13 protein-coding genes are annotated in these 13,377 nt (G+C 72.9%); 6 read left to right on the top strand and 7 right to left on the bottom strand.

Annotated features, from left to right (window positions below; all coding sequences use genetic code 11):
- Positions 1-65: 65 nt before the first annotated feature.
- From ACYQ02_RS10515 to rpmH, 7 genes are all read right to left on the bottom strand, one after another.
- Positions 66-1,028, bottom strand: a complete 963-nt coding sequence (locus ACYQ02_RS10515; RefSeq protein ID WP_460040374.1) for a ParB/RepB/Spo0J family partition protein — start codon at positions 1,026-1,028, stop codon at positions 66-68.
- 247 nt (positions 1,029-1,275) lie between these two features.
- Positions 1,276-2,016 carry a 16S rRNA (guanine(527)-N(7))-methyltransferase RsmG gene (rsmG, locus tag ACYQ02_RS10510; RefSeq protein ID WP_460040373.1) on the bottom strand — a complete coding sequence of 247 codons (741 nt, stop codon included), beginning with the start codon at positions 2,014-2,016 and terminating at the stop codon, positions 1,276-1,278.
- Positions 2,017-2,073: 57 nt separating this feature from the next.
- The gene (gene jag, locus ACYQ02_RS10505; RefSeq protein ID WP_460040372.1) at positions 2,074-2,769 is read right to left on the bottom strand and encodes an RNA-binding cell elongation regulator Jag/EloR; all 696 of its coding nucleotides are present in this window, start codon (positions 2,767-2,769) and stop codon (positions 2,074-2,076) included.
- Positions 2,750-3,409: a YidC/Oxa1 family membrane protein insertase gene (locus tag ACYQ02_RS10500; RefSeq protein WP_460040371.1), complete on the bottom strand. Its 660-nt coding sequence runs from the start codon at positions 3,407-3,409 to the stop codon at positions 2,750-2,752. The genes jag and ACYQ02_RS10500 overlap by 20 nt, the downstream gene beginning before the upstream one ends.
- Positions 3,410-3,746: 337 nt before the next feature.
- On the bottom strand, positions 3,747-3,959 hold the full coding sequence (gene yidD, locus ACYQ02_RS10495; RefSeq protein ID WP_460040370.1) for a membrane protein insertion efficiency factor YidD: 213 nt from the start codon (positions 3,957-3,959) through the stop codon (positions 3,747-3,749).
- Complete coding sequence (gene rnpA, locus ACYQ02_RS10490; RefSeq protein WP_460040369.1) at positions 3,953-4,528, bottom strand: ribonuclease P protein component; 576 nt, start codon at positions 4,526-4,528, stop codon at positions 3,953-3,955. Before rnpA ends, yidD begins: the two co-directional genes overlap by 7 nt.
- 12 nt (positions 4,529-4,540) lie before the next feature.
- Positions 4,541-4,675, bottom strand: coding sequence for a 50S ribosomal protein L34 (gene rpmH, locus ACYQ02_RS10485; RefSeq protein ID WP_460040368.1), 135 nt, complete (start codon positions 4,673-4,675; stop codon positions 4,541-4,543).
- Between the two features lie 736 nt (positions 4,676-5,411).
- Here rpmH and dnaA point away from each other — a divergent pair.
- The 6 genes from dnaA to gyrB all read left to right on the top strand — a co-directional run bounded on the left by dnaA (position 5,412) and on the right by gyrB (position 13,326).
- Positions 5,412-6,794 carry a chromosomal replication initiator protein DnaA gene (gene dnaA, locus ACYQ02_RS10480; protein WP_460040367.1) on the top strand — a complete coding sequence of 461 codons (1,383 nt, stop codon included), beginning with the start codon at positions 5,412-5,414 and terminating at the stop codon, positions 6,792-6,794.
- 290 nt (positions 6,795-7,084) lie between these two features.
- The gene (gene dnaN, locus ACYQ02_RS10475) at positions 7,085-8,197 is read left to right on the top strand and encodes a DNA polymerase III subunit beta (protein WP_460040366.1); all 1,113 of its coding nucleotides are present in this window, start codon (positions 7,085-7,087) and stop codon (positions 8,195-8,197) included.
- A 126-nt stretch (positions 8,198-8,323) separates the two neighbouring features.
- Positions 8,324-9,436 carry a DNA replication/repair protein RecF gene (gene recF / locus ACYQ02_RS10470; RefSeq protein ID WP_460040365.1) on the top strand — a complete coding sequence of 371 codons (1,113 nt, stop codon included), beginning with the start codon at positions 8,324-8,326 and terminating at the stop codon, positions 9,434-9,436.
- Positions 9,433-10,905 carry a DciA family protein gene (locus tag ACYQ02_RS10465; RefSeq protein ID WP_460040364.1) on the top strand — a complete coding sequence of 491 codons (1,473 nt, stop codon included), beginning with the start codon at positions 9,433-9,435 and terminating at the stop codon, positions 10,903-10,905. The genes recF and ACYQ02_RS10465 overlap by 4 nt, the downstream gene beginning before the upstream one ends.
- 16 nt (positions 10,906-10,921) lie before the next feature.
- Positions 10,922-11,182, top strand: coding sequence for an extracellular matrix regulator RemB (remB, locus tag ACYQ02_RS10460; protein WP_460040363.1), 261 nt, complete (start codon positions 10,922-10,924; stop codon positions 11,180-11,182).
- Between the two features lie 236 nt (positions 11,183-11,418).
- Positions 11,419-13,326, top strand: coding sequence for a DNA topoisomerase (ATP-hydrolyzing) subunit B (gyrB, locus tag ACYQ02_RS10455; protein ID WP_460040362.1), 1,908 nt, complete (start codon positions 11,419-11,421; stop codon positions 13,324-13,326).
- Positions 13,327-13,377 lie beyond the last annotated feature (51 nt).

Here is a 13,377-nt window from a genome sequence, read left to right as displayed (position 1 = left end):
AATGTTCCACGTGGAACACGACCGGTTCCTGCCCGGGGGCCGGGCGAGAGCCATGGGAATTTGCACTACCCGCCGCCGGCCCGTCCGCCGCTCCGGCCCCCCGGCCCCACCCCGCGGCCCGCCGCCGCCCGGCCCGCCGCTGCCCCCTTGGGGATGCGGATCCGCACCTCGATCCACTGCTCCTGCTCCACTTGTTCCACCTCGGCGGGGAGACCCGCCCGCCGCAGGGTCTCCACACCCGCCCGGACCGTATTGAGCAGGATCCGCACGTCCTTGATCGCCCGCAGGCCCTCCAAGCGGGCCTTGCGCCGCCGGGCCGGAGCATCCGCCGGCTTGCCCCCGGCCAGCGCCTCCTCCACCGCCTCTTCCAGTTGCCGGACGCTCCATTGACCCGCGATCGCCTGCTCCAGCAGCCGCTCCTGCTCCGCCGCCGTTGGCAGCCGCAACAGCGCCCGGGCATGGCGCTCGCTCAACCCCGCCGCCACGATCCGCTGGCGCAGGGCGACGGGCAGGCGCAGGAGCCGCAGCTTGTTGGCAATGGTCGACTGCTGCCGGCCCAGCAAGGCGGCCAGCTGCTCTTGGGTGAGCCCAAACCGCTGCAGCACGTCCTGGTAGGCGGCGGCTTCCTCGAAGAAACCCAGATCCTCCCGTTGCAGGTTCTCGATCAGGGCCAGCACCGCCGCGTCCTGATCCGCCAGAGGGCGGACCACGGCCGGGACCTCGTCGAGCCCGGCCTGCCGCGCCGCGCGCCATCGCCGCTCCCCGGCCACCAGCTCGTATCCCCCGCCGGGCGCCGGCCGCACCAGCAACGGTTGCAGCAGGCCGACCCGCTTGATGGACTCGGCCAGCTCCGCCAGGGAGGCTTCGTCGAACTCCACCCGTGGCTGAAAGGGGTTGGGCCGGATCTCCGCCAGCCGGATGCGGCGGAGCACCCCTCCGCTGCCGTTCCCCGCCTCCTCGCGGCCTTCTCCGCCCCGGCCCTCATCCCTGTTTCCGCCCATCCATGCCAGCCACTGGCCCGCCCGCATCGCCGACCTCCTCCGCCCTCCGAACGCCATGCAACGCGGCCGCTCCTCGCGCCCACCGCCTCGAAGCCCCTCACCCCGCCGTTCCTGCCGCCCCGCGGTCCCGGGCGCGCCCCGGCGGCGGGGACGTATGCTGCACCGGCGTGCGGCCCCCGTCTGGCCGCCCCGGCGCGATGCGCAGCCATGGACGATGAACGGCTCAATGGCGACGCGACATCGCCCGGACCGGCCGCAACCGACAGCACGCCGCCTAGACGCCCAGCGGCCGCCGGGCCGGCAGGCCGGGCCGTCGCGGGTACGCAGGCGGGGTGGGTCCTTCCTTGACGATCTCCACCAGGACCCGGCGTCCCGCCCCGCCGGGGAGATCCAGATCCCGCCGGCCGGCCAGCCGCCCGCCCAGCAGCGGCGCCGCCCGCGCCGCCCCTGCCCATTCCTCCTCCACCCGGGGCCCCTTGTAGGCCCAGAGGCGCCCCCCGACCCGCAACAGCGGCAAACCATACTCCACGAGGACGTTCAGGGGTGCCACCGCCCGGGCCACCACCACGTCCGCCTGCTCGCGCCAGCGCTCGTCCCGGCCGGCCTCTTCCGCCCGCCGCGCCTCCACCGTGACCCGGTGGCCCAGCCCCAGTTCCGCCACCGCCGCCTCCAGAAAGGCGGCCTTCTTCCCTTGGGACTCCAGCAGCAGTCCCCGCCAGCCCGGACCCAGGGCGAGTAGCAGCGGGATCCCCGGGAAGCCCGCCCCGCTGCCGAGGTCGACCAGCAGCCCCGTCGCCGGCCAGGGGCCGCCGGCCGCCAGCAGCACCAGCGAGTCCAGGTAGTGCCGCACCAGCGCCTCTTGGTCGTCGCGGATGGCGGTGAGGTTGAACCGCCCGGCGGCCTCCTGGACCAGCTCCCAATGTTGCCCCAGGCCTGCGACGGCCTCCGCGGACAGCGCGACGCCCCAGGCGGCGGCCTGTTGGGCCAGTTCGTCCTGCCAGCGACGACGATCCATCGGGTTCCCTACCCCACCCCCGCCGGCTTTCCCGGCGGAAAAAACCGCCGGCCGGCCTCACGGCCGGCCGGTCGTCGTGACACCGCCGCCCCGACCCGGCCTTCGCGGTACGATGACGACCCGTCGGTACGGTTCCGTGCCCGTGCTCTCCGTTCGCACCTCAGGATGGTTCTGGAGGGCTAGGTGGATCACCCGCCGCTCGGCGGCCGGCATCGGCTCGAGGGCCACCGGCCGCCGGCTCCGCCGGGCCCGCTCCGCCATCCGCAGCGCCAGTCGCTCCAGGGACTGGCGGCGGCGTTCGCGATAACCCGCCACGTCCAGGATCACCCGGCGCCGCTCGTCGCTGACCCGGGTCGCGGCCACGTTGACCAGGTACTGCAACGCCTCCAGGGCGACTCCGTGCCGGCCGATCAGCGCGCCCAGTTCCGGACCGCCCTCCACCCGGGCCAGGATGTGGTCGGGCTGCTCTTCCACCTGGACCTGGGCGCTGAGACCTGCCGCCCGGGCCAGTTCCTCCAAAAAGGCCGCGGCGAAACGCGCCTTGGTGGGCCGCACCCGCGCCTGGACCACGGCGTCCCGCTGCCCCACCAGCCCCAGGAACCCGCGCGAGGGCTCAGCCACGACCCGCGCCTCCAGCTGATCCCGCGCCACCCCCAGCTGGCGCGCCGCGGCGTCCAGCGCCTCGTCCACCGTCCGCCCCCGGGCTTCGATCCAGGGCCCGGCGCCCGGGGTCTCATGAAACGCCGCGCTCATGCCCCGCCTTCCCCTTTCCCGCCGGTGCCGGTGCCGGCTGCCGGTTCATCAACACCTGCTGGACGATGGAGAACAGGTTGCTGGTCACCCAGTACAGCGCCAGGCCCGCCGGGAAGCTCCAGGCGAAGAAGGTCAACATCGCCGGCATCAGGATCAGCATGGTGCGCTGCTGGGGCTGGGCCGTCGTCATGGAGGTCTTCATTTGAAAGTACGTGGTGACGCCGGCCAGGATCGGCAGGACGAAGAAGGGATCGGGGTGCCGCAAGTCCGGGATCCACAGGAACGACCCGCTGCTGAAGGTCCGCAAGGCGAGGAACAGGGCGTACAGGATCGGGAACTGGATCAGCAGCGGCAGGCACCCGGAGGCGGGATTGACGTTGTTCTCCCGCCACAGCTTCATGATGGCCTCGTTGGCCTTTTGCGGGTTGTTCTTGTACTTCTTCTGGATGCGCTCCACCTCGGGCTGCAGCGCCTGCATGCGCTGCATGGAGCGCATCTGGGAGAAGGTCAGGGGCAAGAGCACCAGCCGCACCAGCACCGTGAACAGGATGATGGAGAGCCCGGCACTCCCGGTGGCCGCCCGGCTCCACTCCAGGCCCCGTTCGATCACGGCGACGAACCATTGCCAAAGCTGACTCAAACCGGGGCGCCTCCTTCTGCCGTCCCTGGGCCGGCCGCGACGGGATCCCCGCAGCCTGGCGCCACGCGGGCCGCGGTCTTCTCACAATCTTTTGCCAATTCGACCACGGGTATCCTGAATCCTTGCCCACCGGCCGCCGCAGGAGCCCCTGCGGCCCTAGTGCCGCCCGACCGACGTCCGGCTGCCCCAGGAGCCCCTGCGGCCCTAGAGCAGCCCGACCGACGCCCGGCCGCGCCAGCAGCCCCCGCGCCCCCGGCGCGGCCCGCCCCACGTCCCGCCGGCCGGCGCCCTCCCGTCCGACGCCCGTCCGACCGGCCACCCGCGCCCGGAGGACCCTTCACGGGACCGGATCGTAGCCCCCGCGGGCCCAGGGATGGCACCGCAGCACCCGCCGCACCGCCAGCCACCCGCCCCGCAGGGCGCCATACCGCAGGACCGCCTCCACGGCATAGGCGGAACACGTGGGCGTGTAGCGGCACGAGGGCGGCTTGAGCGGCGAGATCCACCGCCGGTAGAACCGGAGCACGAGCAGGACGGCCTGGGTCAACACCGCTCCCGCCCCCCTGGTTCCGCGCCGTCGCCCGCTTCCCGCCGGGACGGCGCGTGGGCGCCGCCTCCCCGCCCCCGCACCGGACGATCCGGCGCCAGGACACCGCCAGCCGGCCTTCCCGCGATGACCGGCCGGGCCCCGGGGGATCCGCCCGGGGGCCCGCCCTCCGGGAACGGGCGGGGATCGCCGGCATCGTGAAGGCCCCCTGGCGAAGGGGGCCTCAGGATCCGTGCCTTCCGCAGGACGTCTTCAAGGGCGCGAACCGCCGTCGGGTAATCGATGCCCGCCGACGCCTCCCGGGCGACCACGACGAGCCACCATCCGCCGGCGACCCGCGGCGCCAGGTGGCGGTAGGCCTCGGCCAGGACGCGGCGCACCCGGTTGCGCCGCACCGCCTTGCCGAGGCGGCGCCCCACCGTGATGCCGACCCGGGCCGGTTCCGCATCGGCCTGCCCGCCCGGCCGCCAGGCGAAGAGCACCACCCAACGGTTGGCCCAGGACCGGCCCTCCCGCCGGACCTGCCGGAACGCATCGCCGCGTTGGAGGCGCAACGGCCGTGGCAGGCTCACACCGGCTTCGCCTCACACCGTCAGGCGGTGGCGCCCCTTGCGGCGCCGCCGCGCCAGCACCTTGCGACCGCCCTTGGTCCGCATGCGCACCAGGAAGCCGTGGGTGCGATGGCGCCGTCGCCGGTTGGGCTGAAAGGTGCGCTTCATCCCCATCCACCCCGCTTTCCAAACCCTGCGGGCCCGTGCAAAAACCGCCGGAAACCAGACGACAAGCCCGTTCCGGCGGCCCGAAAAGCATGCCCATTATAGCGACGGGCCGGTCGCAGTGTCAACGCGACCGGGCGTCTCGCGGCGGCCCTTGCTTCCCCGTGGCGTCATTGTAGCGGCACCTGACCGGGCCCTTCCGCCCACGGCCACGGCCCACGGCCACAGGCGCCGCGGCCCGCGCTGCCGCGCCCCGGACCGCCTTCCCCTCGCTCAAGCGTTCCCGATTCTGGGGGCCGCCGGGGCTCTGCTATCATCTTGGCACCGGCCTCCAGCCACGCAGCCGCAGGGGCCGCCCCGGGGGTGGCCCGCCGGCCGGGCGACCTGACATCCTTTCTTATTCACACCCTGTGGATAGGCTGTTGATAGTTCGACAGGGCCCGGCACGGCTCGATCCCCTGCGCCGGCAGGAGTCCGGCGGGGGGAGGAGGAACTAAATCCGTCCCATCCTGGATGCCGCAAGGGGGCCGACAACCTTCGACCTTCCACCACCTACCGGGTGGTGGAAGGGTCTTTTTGCGTTAGGGGCTCTGTGGATAGGTTGTGGACGAACCGTGGACAGGCAGTGGGCATGTCCGCCGGCGGCGGCTGCCGAGGGCCCTCCGGCGGCCCATTCGGGCGGCCCGAGCCCGTCCCGACTTATCCACAATCCGGACCCACGCGTTAGGAGGACCGTGCCGTGGTAAAGGGCGAGCTGGCCGAGGTGTGGGCCGAGGCGCTCCAGCTCATCGAGCGCCAGCTGACCCGGCCGAGCTACGAGGCCTGGTTGCGCAACACGCGACCCGTATCGCTGGACGACGACCGCCTGGTCCTGGCGGTCCCCAACCAGTTTGCCCGGGACTGGGTGCTGGAGCGGTGTTCCACCGCCATCGTCGACTCCTTGCGGCGGGTGGTGGGCCATGACGTCCGCCTGGAGGTCGTGGTGGAACCCCAGCCGGCCGCGGGCGCCGCGCCGGTCGCCGCCACCACCGAGGCGCCCCTGGCTCCGCCCGCGCCGGCCGGCGCCGCGGCCGACGCCGGTTCTTCCTGGCGGACCCTGTCCCAGCCGTTGAATCCGAAGTACACCTTCGAGACCTTCGTCACCGGCTCGGGCAACCGGCTGGCCCACGCCGCGGCCCTGGCCGTGGCCGAGGCGCCGGCCCGGACCTACAACCCCCTTTTCATCTACGGGGGCGTGGGGCTGGGGAAGACCCACCTCATGCAGGCCGTCGCCCACCACGTGCTGCGCAAGCACGGCAGCCGGGTGGCCTACGTCTCCTGCGAGACCTTCACCAACGAGATGATCAACGCCATCCGCGACGGCAAGACCCTGGAGTTCCGCAACCGCTACCGGAACGTGGACGTGCTGCTGGTCGATGACATCCAGTTTCTGGCGGGGAAGGAGAGCACCCAGGAGGAGTTCTTCCACACCTTCAACGCCCTGCACGAGGCGAACCGCCAGATCGTGATCTCCAGCGACCGGCCGCCCAAGGAGATCCCCACCCTGGAGGAGCGGCTGCGCTCCCGCTTCGAGTGGGGGCTGATCTCCGACATCCAGCCCCCCGACTTCGAGACCCGGGTCGCCATCCTGCGCAAGAAGGCGCAACTGGAGAAGCTTCGCGTCCCGGACGACGTCATCGCCTTCATCGCCGAGCGCATCGACACCAACATCCGCGAGCTGGAGGGGGCCCTGATCCGGCTGGTCGCCTTCGCCTCGCTGACGAACCACGAGATCGACCTGGAGCTGGCGACGGAAGTCCTCAAGGACATCCTGCCGCCGCCCCGGGCCAACAAGGTCACCATCGCCCGCATCCAGGAGGTGGTGGCCGAGTACTACGGCGTCAAGGTGCGGGACCTGAAGGCGCGGCGCCGCACCCGGGCCATCGCCTTCCCCCGCCAGGTGGCCATGTACCTCTGCCGCGAGCTGACCGAGGCCTCCCTGCCCCGGATCGGCGAGGAGTTCGGCGGGCGGGACCATACCACCGTGCTCCACGCTTACGAGAAGATCAGCCAGGACTCGCGCAACGATCCCCAGCTGGCGCGCCAGGTCAAGGAGCTGATTGACCTGATCCGCAAGGGCTGAACGCCCCGGCGCGGCGGCCCCCCCAGGGGCGGAGCCGCCGCGCCGGGTGTGCACAAGGCGTGGACAACCGGCCCGGGATCTGGGGATGACCTGGGGAAGGGCGCCGGCAAGCCGGCAGGAGCACCCGCCCGGCAGGGGAATGTGTGGACAGGCGGGGAAGGTTGTCGACAGTTTATCCCCGTCTGCGACACCGTTCGACAACGGGGCGCGCCGGGCTTTTCCACACTGCCCACAGCCCCTACTACGGATACGACGAAGAGAAGACTCCATCCCTGAGGAGGAAGGCCACCTTGCGCCTGACCATCGAACAAAGCGACCTGCACGCCGCCCTGCAAGTGGCCAGCCGGGCCGTGGCGACCCGCTCGACCCTGGCCGCCCTCTCGGGCATCCTGCTGGTGGCCGAACCGGAACAGCTGCGCCTGGTGGCCACCGACCTGGAGATGACCGTCGAGGCCCTGGCGCCTGCCCGCGTCCAGGAGGAGGGCTCGGTCATCCTGCCGGGTCGCCATCTGGCCGAACTGGTCCGCCGGCTGCCCCCGGGCGAGGTGGAACTGGAGGTCGACGCGGGCTTCCGGGCCCGGCTGCTCCAGCACCGTTCCCGCTTCACCCTCCACGGCATGGATCCGGGCGCCTTCCCCGCCGTGCCGCGGGTGAGCGCGGGCAGCACGGTCCTCTTCGACAACGGGCAGCTGCGCAACGTGCTGCGCCGAACCACCTTCGCCGTTTCCGCCGACGACGCCCGGCCGATCCTGACCGGCGTCAGCTTCCGGGTCGAAGGCGACCGGCTGGAGGCCCTGGCCACCGACGGCTTCCGCATCGCCGCCTGCCGCGTCCAGCTGGAGCGCCCGGTGGAGGGCCAGCCCGTGGACGTGGTGATCCCGGGCCGCAGCCTGGCCGAGGTGGCGCGGCTTTTGCCGGACGACGGCATCGGGCGGCTCATCCTGGACGAGACCCAGGCGGGCTTCCAGCTGGGGGAGGTGCGGCTGATCTCGCGCCTGCTGGAGGGGACCTACCCGCGGGTCCTGGACCTGGTTCCGTCCCAGTACCCGACCCGCGTCCAGCTTCCCACCCGCGCCTTCCAGGAGGCGTGCGAGCGGGCGGCCTTGATGTCGGACACGCGCCAGGCGGCCCGCTGGCTCATCCGCCTGTCGGTGGAACCGGGACGCCTGGTGGTGACGGCCAGCGATCCCGAGCTGGGCGAGGCCCGGGAAGAGGTTCCGGCCCAGGTGGAGGGCGAGGGGATGACCATCGGCTTCAACGCCCGTTACCTGGTGGACGGGCTCAAGGCCGTGGAGACCGAGGAGGTCCTGTTCGAGCTGACCGATCCCCTCAAGGCCAGCCGCTTGCGGGGCCTGGGGGCCGACGACTTCTTCTACATCGTGTTGCCGGTCAAGATCTCGTAAGGCCGGTCCGGCCGCCTCGCTTGGGGAAGCCCCGGGCCCTTCGGCGGCGCGGGGCCTGGGCGGTGCGGGGCGCCGGCAAGCCATCGTGCCGGGCGGGGCCGCCGGCGCGGCCCGGGAGGGAAGGTCGTGGTCGTCCACCGGGTGGTGTTGCGACAGTTCCGCAGCTACGAGCAGGCCACCCTGGACCTGGAGCCCGGCCTGGTGCTGCTCACCGGCCCCAACGGCATCGGCAAGACGAACCTGCTGGAGGCGATCCACTTCGCCGCCACCGGCCGGTCGCCGCGCACGGCCCGGGATGCGGACCTGATCCGCCATGGCGCCCCACTGGCCTACGTGAGGGTGGAGTGGAGCGACCCGGTGGCGGGCCGGCGGCAGGTGGAGATGGCCGTTCATCGCCAGCAGGGCAAGGCCCTGCGGCTGGACGGGCGCAAGCGCCACCGGCTGGCCGACCTCCACGGGGCCCTGCCGGTGGTCTACTTCGCGCCCGAGAGCCTGGCCCTGGTCAAGGCCGGACCCGGCACCCGGCGGGCCTTCCTCGACGACCTGCTCCTCCAGGTGGAACCGGGCTACGGGCAGCTGCTGCAGGACTACCAGCGCGCCCTGGTCCAGCGCAACCAGTTGCTGCGGGAGATCCGCGCCGGCCGGGCGTCGCCGGCCCTGCTGGCCATCTGGGACGAGCCCCTGTACCGGCACGGGCAGGAAGTGCGCCAGCGGCGCCGCCGGTTGCTGGACGAACTGGCCCCCCGGGCCGCGGCCGCCGCCCGCCGGGTAGAGGCGGGCGGCGCGCTGGGTCCGGGGGAGCTGCAGCTGGCCTACCGGACCGGCGACCCGCCGCTCGCCGGGGCGCCGGTGGAGGCCGCCTCACCGGCGGACCTGGAAGCCTTCCACCCGGACGAGGTGGCCCGGGGCGTCACCCTCTGGGGTCCCCAGCGGGACGACTTCAGCCTGTGCCTGGATGGCCAGGAGGCCCGGGCCTTCGCCTCCCAGGGGCAGCAGCGGGCCCTGGCCCTGGCCCTGACCCTGGCCGAGGTCGACCTGATCCGGGCCCGGCTGGGACACTGGCCCGTGCTGCTGCTGGACGACGTCCTCTCGGAGCTGGACGCCCGGCGCCGGCGGCACCTGCTCCAGGCCGTGGCCCCGCTGCCTCAGGTGATCCTGACGGCCACCGACGAACCAGAGTGGCCGGAGGGCGTGGCGGCCCGGGTCATCCGGCTGCCCCTGGAGGAGGTCCACCCGTGAGGGGCGAGGACGCAGGACAGGCCGAGGCCTGGCGATCCGGCCCGGCCGGGGACGAACCGGCCCGGCGCCCGCGGGGCGGCCGGGAGGGTGGGGCCCGTGCCGCCGGCTGGGCCTTGGCCCCGGCCGGCTCGGCCGCTGCGCCCCGGACGGGCCCGGCCACCACGACGGCGGCGAGCGGCGCCCGGGACCGGCCAAAACACCGCGACCCGGCCACCGCGAAACCCGGGGCGGGCAAGGCCGCCCAGGCCCTGGGCCCCGTGCTGGAGGTCCTGCTCCAGCGCCTGGGCCTGGCGACCCAGGCCAAGCGTCATGCCGTGCTGCTGCGGTGGCCCCAGGTGGTCGGTCCCGTCATTGCCGCACGGGCCCGCCCGTACCGGCTTTCCGGCGACGTGCTCTGGGTGGCGGTCAGCCATCCCGGCTGGGCCCAGGAACTGGCCTTCCTCAAGGGGAAGATCCTCGCCGATCTCAACGCCGCCACCGGCGCTCCCGTGGTGCGGGACATCCGCTTCACCGCCGGGCCGCGCCGGGGTGGTACCGCGGGGCGGCACCAGGGGAAACCGGCGTTGGGCGGTACCCCCGCGGGGACTCGACCGGCGGGCGGCGGCGCCGTCGGCCTCGAAGGGCCGGCCGCCGGGGCCACGGAGGCGGTGGCGATGCGGGCCGCCCCGCCCGCGCCGGGGGGAACCGGCGCCGGCGCGCCCGTCGCCGCCGGATCCGGGGGCCGAGCGTCCCGGCTTGAGGCCAAGCCTGCCGGCCTCCCGGCGGGATCCGGAGGCGACCCCGACCTGCGGGCGGCCCTGGCCCGGTGGCAGGCCGCCGCCCGGCGGCGCCGGCGGTGGGCCCTGGAGCGGGGCTGGAAGCCCTGCGCCGGGTGCGGAACCCTCTATCCCCCGGTTCCGGCCGAGGACGCCGTATCCGAGCCGTCGGGGCAGGCCGCCGCCGGCCGCCCTGAGCCTGGACCCCGTGGGGCCGGTGCCCCGACCCGGCTGCTCCAGCCGGAGCCGCCGGGGTCCGGTGGCCTTCAACCGCCGGCGGGCCGGCGGGCGGGGCTGGTGGCCGGTTCCTCCGCCTCCGCCGGGCAGGGAGGGCTTTGCCCGGCGTGCCGGGCCGCGGCCGAAGAGCAGCTGCGCCAGCGGGTCCGCAGCCTGCTGGAGCGGGACCCCTGGCTCTCCTGCCTTCAGGTGGCCGCGGCCACGGGCCGCCCGCCGGCGGCGGTCGCCCGCCTGTACCGGGAGGAACGGGCGACGCTGCAGGACCAGTGGCGAGCCCGCCTGCGCTTTTGGGCCGCCCGGTGGCGAAGGGGGGACCCCTTGCCCCCGGAGGCCCGCTCCTTGCTGTTGCGCTATGCCTTGCTGCGGACGGGGCGGGAGCCGGGGGAGCTCGACCCCACCACGGCCCGGGAAGCCGTGGGGAGCCGGCTGCAGCCGCTGTGGGACGCCTGTTTCGGCCCGCCGGGTGCGGTACCTTAAAGTCGGGGGGTCGGCCGTGTTCCTCCACATCGGTTCGGACGTGATCTTGCCGTACCGGGAGATTGTCGCCATCCTGGACGCCGGGCTGTTGCGCCACTCGGCGGCCCTGCGGGACCTGATCGCCCTCCAGCAGCTGGAGAAGCGGGTCACCGACCTGTCGGCCGGGCAACCCCGCTCCATCGTGGTGGCCGATCGGGGCGTGTTCCTCTCGCCCATCTCGGTGCTGACCCTGCGGCGGCGGGGCGCTGCCTTCCTGGAGGAGCCGCCGCCCTCCTGAGGGAGCCCGGCCGGGGGCCAGCGGAAACCGGCGGTTGACCCTGGCAGCCGTTTCCCGGGCGGCCAGGGTGTTCATGGTATAATCAACGCCGTGTCTACCCGCTGGAAGACCCGGCCCGGCGGCCGGCTCCCGGCGCGGCAGGGGCAGCCGGGGTCTTGGGTGGCGGCCGGTCCGCTGGCGGGAGCGCGGGTTCTTCCAATTCCTTCTATCCCCACCGGCGACGAGGAGGCTTGGGCGTGGCGCGCACGGGTTACGACGAGAGCCAGATTCAGGTCCTGGAGGGCCTGGAGGCCGTCCGGCGCCGGCCGGGCATGTACATCGGCTCGACGGGGCCGCGGGGTCTCCACCACCTGATCTGGGAGGTGGTGGACAACGCCGTCGATGAGGCCCTGGCCGGCCGGTGCACGGCCATCACCGTCACGCTCCACGCCGACGGCAGCTGCAGCGTGCGCGACAACGGCGGCGGCATCCCGGTGGGGATCCACCCCAAGGTCGGCAAGCCGACGGTGGAAGTCGTCCTGACCATGCTCCACGCCGGCGGCAAGTTCGACGGCCAGGCCTACAAGGTCTCCGGCGGCCTCCACGGCGTGGGCGTGTCGGTGGTCAACGCCCTGTCCGAGTGGCTGGAGGTGGAGGTCCGCCGGGAGGGCCGGATCCACCGCCAGCGCTACCGCCGCGGCCAGCCCGAGACGGGCCTGGAGGTGGTGGGGACCACCGCCGCCGACGACACGGGCACCTACGTCCGGTTCAAGCCCGATCCCGAGATCTTCGAGGAGACCGAGTTCAAGTACGACGTGGTGGTCGGCCGGTTGCGGGAGATCGCCCTGCTGAATTCCGGCCTGTTCATCGAGCTGCGGGACGAGCGCACCGGCGAGCGGAACCTGTTCCAGTTCATGGGCGGGCTCCGGTCCTTCGTCGCCCTGCTCAACCGGACCAAGGAGCCGCTGCACCCCGAACCCATCAGCTACAAGGCCGAGCGGGACGGCGTCGAGGTGGAGATGGCCCTGCAGTGGACCACCTCCTACGTCGAGACGCTGTATTCCTTCGCCAACACGATCCACACCCACGAGGGCGGCACCCACGAGGCCGGGTTCAAGATGGCCCTGACCCGGGTCGTCAACGACTACGCCCGCAAGGCCAACCTGCTCAAGAACGGCGACGAGAACCTGGCCGGCGACGACATCCGCGAGGGTCTGACGGCGGTGATCAGCGTCAAGCTGCCCGAGCCCCAGTTCGAGGGCCAGACCAAGACCAAGCTGGGTAACTCGGAGGTCCGGGGCGTGGTCGACTCGGTCACCGGCGAGGCCCTGGCCACCTACTTCGAGGAGAACCCCCAGGTGGCGCGGCGCGTCGTCGAGAAGGCCGTCACCGCCATGCGCGCCCGGGAGGCGGCCCGCAAGGCCCGGGAACTGACCCGGCGCAAGTCGGCCCTGGAGGTCACCGCCCTGCCGGGCAAGCTCACCGACTGTACGGTTCGCGATCCGGCGATGGCCGAGCTGTTCATCGTCGAGGGCGACTCGGCCGGCGGGTCGGCCAAGCAGGGCCGGGACCGGCGGTTCCAGGCGGTCCTGCCCCTGCGGGGCAAGATTCTGAACGTGGAGAAGGCGCGGCTGGATAAGATCCTGGCCCACGACGAGATCCGCGCCCTGATCACCGCCATCGGCACCGGCATCGGCGACGAGTTCGACATCCACCGGGCTCGCTACCACAAGATCATCCTGATGACCGATGCCGACGTGGACGGGGCCCACATCCGCACCCTGCTGCTGACCTTCTTCTTCCGGTACATGCGACCGCTGATCGAGGCGGGTTACGTGTACATCGCCCAGCCGCCCCTGTATCTGGTCCGGCAGGGCAAGGAGGAACACTATTTCTACGACGACGAGCAGCTGGAGGCGTTCTTCCGCCAGATCGGCAAGCGGATGCCGGCCCAGCGCTTCAAGGGTCTGGGCGAGATGAACGCCGAACAGCTGTGGGAGACGACGATGAACCCCGAGACCCGGACGCTGCTTCAGGTCACCCTGGAGGACGCCATGGCGGCCGACCAGATCTTCTCCATCCTGATGGGCAGCCGGGTCGAGCCGCGGCGGGAGTTCATCGAGCAGCACGCGCGCAAGGTCCGGTTCCTGGACACCATCGGCTGAACGCCAGCGGCGGACGAACCGGCCCCGCCCCGGGCCACACCCGCGGGCGCC

This window comes from Thermaerobacter litoralis (assembly GCF_054654595.1).
Note: the sequence above shows the minus strand (reverse complement) of the source record. Positions and strands in the feature narration are given on the sequence as shown.

Bases quoted from the DNA above. Each gene is read 5' to 3' on its own strand.
- ACYQ02_RS10515 (WP_460040374.1), bottom strand. From the start codon at position 1,028: ATGCGGGCGGGCCAGTGGCTGGCATGGATGGGCGGAAACAGGGATGAG.
- rsmG (WP_460040373.1), bottom strand. From the start codon at position 2,016: ATGGATCGTCGTCGCTGGCAGGACGAACTGGCCCAACAGGCCGCCGCC.
- jag (WP_460040372.1), bottom strand. From the start codon at position 2,769: ATGAGCGCGGCGTTTCATGAGACCCCGGGCGCCGGGCCCTGGATCGAA.
- rpmH (WP_460040368.1), bottom strand. From the start codon at position 4,675: ATGAAGCGCACCTTTCAGCCCAACCGGCGACGGCGCCATCGCACCCAC.